This is a genomic window from Arenibacter flavimaris, from assembly GCF_030291335.1.
In the GTDB taxonomy this organism is placed as follows: Bacteria; Bacteroidota; Bacteroidia; order Flavobacteriales; family Flavobacteriaceae; genus Arenibacter.
Window position 1 is genome coordinate 1 of sequence record NZ_JASWIM010000072.1, and the last position, 6,971, is coordinate 6,971.

The 6,971-nt window shown below is 35.9% G+C and carries 7 protein-coding genes; 5 read left to right on the top strand and 2 right to left on the bottom strand.

All coding sequences use genetic code 11. The features are described from left to right. The first annotated feature begins 229 nt into the window (after positions 1-229). A complete protein-coding gene (locus QSE00_RS24810) occupies positions 230-631 on the top strand; it encodes a hypothetical protein (RefSeq protein WP_286107965.1) in 402 nt (133 codons plus the stop codon). Between the two features lie 27 nt (positions 632-658). Here the strand turns inward: QSE00_RS24810 and QSE00_RS24815 are convergent, their stop codons facing one another. Next, a complete protein-coding gene (locus QSE00_RS24815; protein ID WP_286107966.1) occupies positions 659-1,375 on the bottom strand; it encodes a hypothetical protein in 717 nt (238 codons plus the stop codon). Positions 1,376-1,716: 341 nt separating this feature from the next. Between QSE00_RS24815 and QSE00_RS24820 the strand changes: the two genes are divergently transcribed. The 3 genes from QSE00_RS24820 to QSE00_RS24830 all read left to right on the top strand — a co-directional run bounded on the left by QSE00_RS24820 (position 1,717) and on the right by QSE00_RS24830 (position 4,499). Then, positions 1,717-1,875, top strand: coding sequence for a hypothetical protein (locus tag QSE00_RS24820; RefSeq protein WP_286107967.1), 159 nt, complete (start codon positions 1,717-1,719; stop codon positions 1,873-1,875). Positions 1,876-1,948: 73 nt separating this feature from the next. Further along, on the top strand, positions 1,949-3,823 hold the full coding sequence (locus QSE00_RS24825; protein WP_286107968.1) for a sensor histidine kinase: 1,875 nt from the start codon (positions 1,949-1,951) through the stop codon (positions 3,821-3,823). A 7-nt stretch (positions 3,824-3,830) separates the two neighbouring features. Then, positions 3,831-4,499, top strand: coding sequence for a DNA-binding response regulator (locus QSE00_RS24830; RefSeq protein WP_286107969.1), 669 nt, complete (start codon positions 3,831-3,833; stop codon positions 4,497-4,499). 278 nt (positions 4,500-4,777) lie between these two features. Here QSE00_RS24830 and QSE00_RS24835 read toward each other — a convergent pair whose 3' ends face one another. Next, positions 4,778-5,488, bottom strand: coding sequence for a DUF975 family protein (locus QSE00_RS24835; protein ID WP_286107970.1), 711 nt, complete (start codon positions 5,486-5,488; stop codon positions 4,778-4,780). A 143-nt stretch (positions 5,489-5,631) separates the two neighbouring features. Here QSE00_RS24835 and QSE00_RS24840 point away from each other — a divergent pair, with 143 nt between their 5' ends. Beyond that, the gene (locus QSE00_RS24840; protein ID WP_286107971.1) at positions 5,632-6,579 is read left to right on the top strand and encodes a helix-turn-helix transcriptional regulator; all 948 of its coding nucleotides are present in this window, start codon (positions 5,632-5,634) and stop codon (positions 6,577-6,579) included. The last annotated feature ends 392 nt before the right edge of the window (positions 6,580-6,971 follow it).

Below are 6,971 nucleotides of genomic sequence, written 5' to 3' on the forward strand. Positions count from 1 at the left end.
ACCAAAAGAAGGCATACCGAAATAGGGAAAGTGCCGCCAGATCAAATTTATAATGCTAAAAAATTGGCATCATGATAAACTAAGGAATACCTTTAATCTGTCTTACAGATGGGGAGCAGTGTATAGTGGTAATAATTTATTTCTATTTTGACAAATAGGCAGTTCCTCTGCAACCATTTATAACATTAGTTCAGTTTGGGCTAATGCTTTTTCACACTAATTATTAATTATGACTTTAGTCGGTGGCATAATACTTCTTGGAATAGTTATAGGTGTCGCCCGTGCCTACCCTAGAGCCAGTATTTTAATTGCCATCGTACTCATAATTTGCTATGTAAATAGTGATGCTGAACCTACTCCGGAAAAGCAAACCAACATTTCTAAATCCATAGAACACTCTAGTAGTTCTAATCGTATCCAGAAAAATCCAAGCAATTACTACAGGCCCAATACCCTAGAGAATAAAAATGATTTTAATTATACGCCCTCGATTGAAACCTCATCCAAGACAAAAATTAATAATGTAAAAGTTAGAATTGGAGCAGTTTGTAACGATGGGTCCATTTCAAGGGCAACAGGAAGAGGTGCCTGCTCACATCACGGGGGCGTCGACTATTGGCTATATGAATAAACCTGGTTCACTGCAAGGTCTAACTATTTAATCCGAGAGCCCAATCTCTAGGGAATCCTTGCCTTTTTCCAAGACATAGGTCTTAAAGATATGATCCGTTACAGTTTTTAAGGCTTTGTTATTTTCTGGATGATAGCCATGATAGGTGAAAAATTCTACTTTCCCATTCGATTTATCATACCATAGCTCTTTACGGTTCTTTCTTCTTTCCAATAAGGAATCAATTTCTGTAATTCTTCTAAAATTTTTTAAAATTAATGCATTAATAGGTATTTCCAAGTGATCCCCTGTGCATACAGTTTGCTCGTAATGATTCTCTCTCCATATCATGCAATTTTGCTCCTCCTTTACAAATCCAAAATAGGTTAAACAAGTAATAGTGATTACCGAAAAAGCTAATATAAAAGCCTCCTTATATTTTTCAATTAACCCCTTTTTTTCTTCTACTTTTTGGCCAATTGAGACTTCAATCTCAGATGGATGATCCACTACAAAACCTGCATAGTTATCATAACCCAAATAATTGCATAATCCTTCAAGCAATTTTGGTCTTAGTTCTTCATTAGTAGATTCTTCTTTTTCAACATAATTAGTATAATAGTCACGTAATCTTCGCTCGCTAATCTGATATTTATATTCCTCCAATAGGATATCTGAAAGATGTTGAGCTAATCTTGTTTTCACAGTTGACCCCGTTTCTTTTTCAGCTTTTTCAAAAACAAGTGTTATTAATTCTTTAGACATACCCACCATTACCTATACCCTCTAAAACTACTACAAATTTGGAAATTTCATGGAAAATTATTACCGGAATTTCTTTTCCATGGGGTTTCCATTCCTTCTGTAGTAAACCCTATTTCTTTGCCTTGTAATTGATTATGTACTCATGACAACATACCAATTACAATAAAGGAAAACAGATACAGCAGGCAAATAGCCATTGGGAAGTAGCTCCTAGCTTCTGTAAATGTTTTCCACTTCCCAACCTAAAAAAGGAGTACTCCAACACACTTAATGTGTTGCTGAAAAATATTTGGACCAGTCCGAACAGCAACACCTATGTCTAATTTTTAACAATAGAAAACATGAAAAAAATAGCTTTAATACTCGTTCTTGTAATTTCCAATTTGTCCTTTATTTCGTGCGACAAAGATAATGTAGCAGATACTGACGCTATGTATCAAAATCTTTCGGCCACGGAAGGGGATGATGGTGATGTGAAAAAAAATCCAGATGAAGATTAAATCGCATTCCCTGTTATTGGGAATTTAATTAAAAGCGTTCCTTTAATGTGAACTCTTTTTGTATTTTGGAGGGATGAAACTTAAGTTTGGTTTGTCCCTCTTTTTTGTGCTCATTTTCAGTTGCTGCCAGGCAGGGTTTTCCACTGAATATGTTGTGCATAATTATGTCCACACTTATGCTGTTTCCTTAAAAAAATCAACAGATTCAATAGCCCAACTAAAAAAACAAATTGGTTCTTTTGCAAAAAATAAAGACTATGGGAAGGCTATTATCTATTCCAAAAAATTACTCGAACAAGCCCAATTTCTAGCCGATAGTAATCATATAAGTAATGCCTATTGGAGACAAGGTTATTATTTTAAAATAATAGACCAATTAGATTCTGCCTATTACTATTTAGACAGATCCTTTACCATAAATTTAAAATTAATGGATAGTATCGGTGCCGGTGACCGATTATTGGATATGGCCAATATTCAGAAAAGCTTAGGCGATTATAATGGAGGCATGATCACGGCCACGGAGGGTTTACAATATTTGGAAGGCTCCCAAGAAATAGAATCCGTCACTGGTTTTTACCAAACAATTTCCGTCTGCCAGAAAGAACTGGGCAACTACCAAGAAGCCCTCCGCTGGAGCAATAAAATTTTTAGACTGTTAAACCAGCATCCTTCTTCGGACATTTCTACAGAAAATGTGTATGCCATGAGAACTACAAGGGCAAATATCTTAGCGCTACTAGGAGAATTTAATACCAGTTTTGGTATTTTAGATAGCATAGCCAATAGCACCCGAGCAAACAATCATGAACAATATTCACGCGCCATATGCAATATGGGGCATTATAAGTGGATGGAAAATAAGAACAACCCGGATAGTGAGTCCCTCCTTTTAAACTCTTTACAAATACGTCAAGAATTAAATACCATTTCTGGACTAATATCAAGTAATGTTCATTTGGCAGAATATTATTTTGATTCCAATCCGCCCAAGGCCTTGGCGTACGCTCAAGAAGCCATGACCAACTCAAAAAAACTAAATAATTCCGTCGCCATATTGGAGTCTTTGGACCTAATATTGCCCTTAAAAAAAGCCCTTGGCCAGGATGTATCCGAAGAAGCCATATTTTACTCGAATGTGCAAAATAAGCTAGAAAAAACAAAACAGGCCGTTCGCTCAATTTATGCTGCTACAAAATATGATAATGACAGCTTAGAAAAAAAGAACCTTATGCTATTGGCCCAAGTTGCTATTAAAGAGAAACAGAAAATTTTGGCTATTTCAACTGCATTATTTTTCTTGGCACTTATAGGCTTCATTATATATTTTAAAAATCAGCAGAAAAAAAAGGAACAACTGGAGACCGCTTATAAGACCGAACTACGTTTGTCTAAAAAATTACATGATGAGCTGGGCAATGATATTTTTTACTTAATGACCCAGGTACAAAAAGACGCTCCAGAAATGTCGGCTTCAAAAAACACAATAATCTTGCAAGGTTTGGACAGCATTTACAAAAGAGTAAGGGATATTTCCAAAGAATTTACAGCCATTAATACTGGAGAAAATTTTGGAAAGGAATTTTTTGCCCTGCTTAATTCCTATAGCTCCATTAAAACCAAATTAATCACCAAAGAACTTGATTCCAATTTTTGGGACGATATTTCCGCAAAAGCTAAGATTGAAGTGTATAGGGTATTGCAAGAATTATTGGTAAACATGAAAAAACATAGTCAGGCTTCATTGGTTGCCATTACTTGTACAAAGACCAAAAAACAAGTTACCATTAACTATAAAGACAATGGGGTAGGCTTTCCAGTGAAGGAGAATTATTCTGGAAACGGTCTTAAGAATGTGGAAAACCGTATGAAGGGTTTAAAAGGAAATATTAATTTCGATTCAAAACCAAACGAAGGTGTCACCGCCACTATTACGTTTGCCATTTAAAATACATATGCAATTCAACAGGATATTTGTCTCGGAGGATATAGACAGTAACAATCTAGGGGTCACTACCATGCTTCAATCTTTGGGATATACACATATAGGACATTCCCAGTACTGTGATGAAGCCCTTTTGAAACTTAAAAAGGCAATTATGGATGGCAGTCCATATGAGCTTTTAATAACCGACTTATCCTTCGATAATCCCAGGGATAAAAAAAACCTCCTAAATGGGCAAGAGCTTATTTCTGCGATAAAGGAAATTTATCCAGAAATCAAAGTAGTGGTCTTTTCTGTGGAGGACGATCACAACACCATAAAATCTTTGTTCGAGAGCCAAAAAATTGATGGGTATGTCTGTAAAGGATTGAACGGACTAAAGGAACTTAAGAATAGTCTCGAAGCCATATCCCAAGACAAACAATTTACCTGCCCTATCGCCACAGCCGTATTACAACAAAAAAATGTACTGGAACTGGATGCCTATGAACAGCAGCTCCTTTTGTTTTTGGCCCAAGGTCACAAACAAAATGAAATAAGTACGTTACTGAAAGAAAAGGGAATCTCTCCCAACAGTATTAGATCTATTGAAGCCAACATCAGTAAATTGAAAGATTATTTCAATGCCTCGAACACTACACAATTGGTTTATGTAGCCTCGAGCATGGGGCTTATTTAGTAAACGATTAAATTCAAATCTGAGTGTCCCGTAAAACGAACTTTTAAAATAGACACCCCTAAATCCTTACCCAGAAACTTAGCAACTAAATCCTGTCCAATTTTTGTAGTGTTCGGGAAGATAACCGTAAAGCAAAAATCGGACAGGGCGCAATTACTTAACTAATTTCGACAGGACTCTCTAGTATCCTTTCAACAAACGGATGACCAAAACGGTCAGTTATGATAAAGTATATCTGAAACAATTTATAAGCACCTAAATACTGACCTCAAAGACTTTTATTTCCCTTCTGGTTGGGTAGGCTTCTTGTCATCGACAAATTCATCATTCAGTTGTTCTTTTTCCTCAAGGTCAACCGCATGGTACATTGAGGCAAAAGCAGCACAAATCCATATAATGGAGAATACAATACCTACAATAAAACAGATAAGTCCACCAATTACTATAGGAATTACAAGCAATCCCATTCCAAAAATCTGCCAACCGTGCCCCTTGGTCATTTCCCAGCTTTTTTCAACAGCAGCAATAGGTTCCATATTTTTATCCATAACCAGGTAGGAAACGAATGCCAACCTACAGGCCAGAATAATACCGGGTACAATTAGAAAAACAAACCCTAATCCTACTATGGCCAAGGTGAGTAAATTAGCAAGGATGATATTGAGGTAATTCTTTCTAAAGCCATCGAACATCTCACTGATTTCAACTTTTTGATTACGAATGGCACGTAGATACATTAAATCGCCACCGTATTTCACCACGGATAAAACAAACACCCAATAGGCGGCGGCCAAAATCTGTAAAACTATCATTCCAGGAGAAATATCGGCATCGGAATCCCGAACAATGGAAGCAGGAGATTCAGCAATACCCACAATGACCATCACTAAAAATAAATACAAAAAGTGTTTCCACATTTGCTGCCATCCATAACCATAACTTCCAATAATAGTAGCTTCGGGTCTTCTTTCTTCTTTTATTATTTCCATGAGCTTGATATTTATATTCACACAAATTTAAGTGTGTCCTATTAAAATGCATTCCAACTTAAGTAGTGAATTTAAAATCACTACTAAGGTAGGGGCAGGTATTACCTACATTTTTATACTTTTAACCTATAACAAACAAAAACTTGCTCAGTTTAATCTTCATAGTCGTATTTGTATTTTGTGCCGCCATAGCATCGGCAAGTATATTAGTGGGGCACCAATTCATCACTACCTACAATACAGAATTTCATCGCAACTACTTTTATTTTTTGGTCACCTTTTTTTCATTTGCTTTTTATGGCATTTGGGCACCGATCATTATGAGGGTTATACTCACTTCAATTGAGGTTGATGGTAATACAGTGGAAACGGTAACCAATTTTTTACCTGTACTTGGTGTGCCCTTTTTACTTATTTCTTGGTTCATGTTGGTTAAAATGGGGTTTTCGCTGATGGACGTGAAGTCAAAGAACAGAGCGATTCGTATTTATCTAATTTTTTTGACAATTGTAATCGTTGTTATATCAGGAATTTATTTTTTAACTAATAACTTTCTAGCTTTCATAATAGAAGATCTCATTTATACTGAAATGGGAATATTCATTAGTTTGGAACTTGGTTATATGCTCATATTTGCTGGAATTGTCTGGTACTATTCAAAAAGACAGCAACGAGCTGATAAAAAAATAGTGACCCGCTTCATGATTTTGATGCTTTTGGCCCTTGTATTAAGACTGGCTGTTTTGCCCTTTGCCTTTTCCAGCCCAAGGATCGTTGCCCCATTAATATTGGTGTATTTTATTTCAAATTTGGCACCCTTGTTTTATCTTAAAATCCATTCCCATTTGGTATTTGCACCTTTGCTTTCCGAAAACCCGAATCAAGAGAAAAAGGAATTAATATATAGCAAATATGAAATCTCGAAGCGTGAAATAGAGGTTATTGAGCAAATCTGCCTAGGTAAGACCAACCAACAAATAGCGGACGAATTGTTCATTAGCCTACAGACAGTAAAAGACCATACACATAGGATTTATACCAAAATAGGTATAAAAAGTCGAATGAAATTGGTGCAAATGGTGAATGACTAGCATTGGAATTCGTTAAAGCTATTATCTTGAGATGGTTAAAGAAAACAGTATGATAAAAGATGCTCCAGAATAAATTCGAAAGGCTAAAGATTCCTCATACAGGTCAGGCTTTTAAGCTAGTACTAATCAATTTGTAAAAAATTATGGCGTGGGTAACTACTTTTTTAACATTGCACTTTTTCATCTATTGTTGTACAGCCTATACAAAACAAAAATCCAATAAACGAAGGCTTTATGAGCGGTCCGGAGGAGGCTGAAAGATCTGGAAGTGTAGCCTTCCCTAAAAATAGGACAGTATAAAATTCAAATTTATTAATTTTAAATTTTAACTGTCACATGAAGAAAAGCAAGTTTAGCGAAAGCCAGATCATTAAGACCCTCAAAGAGATCGA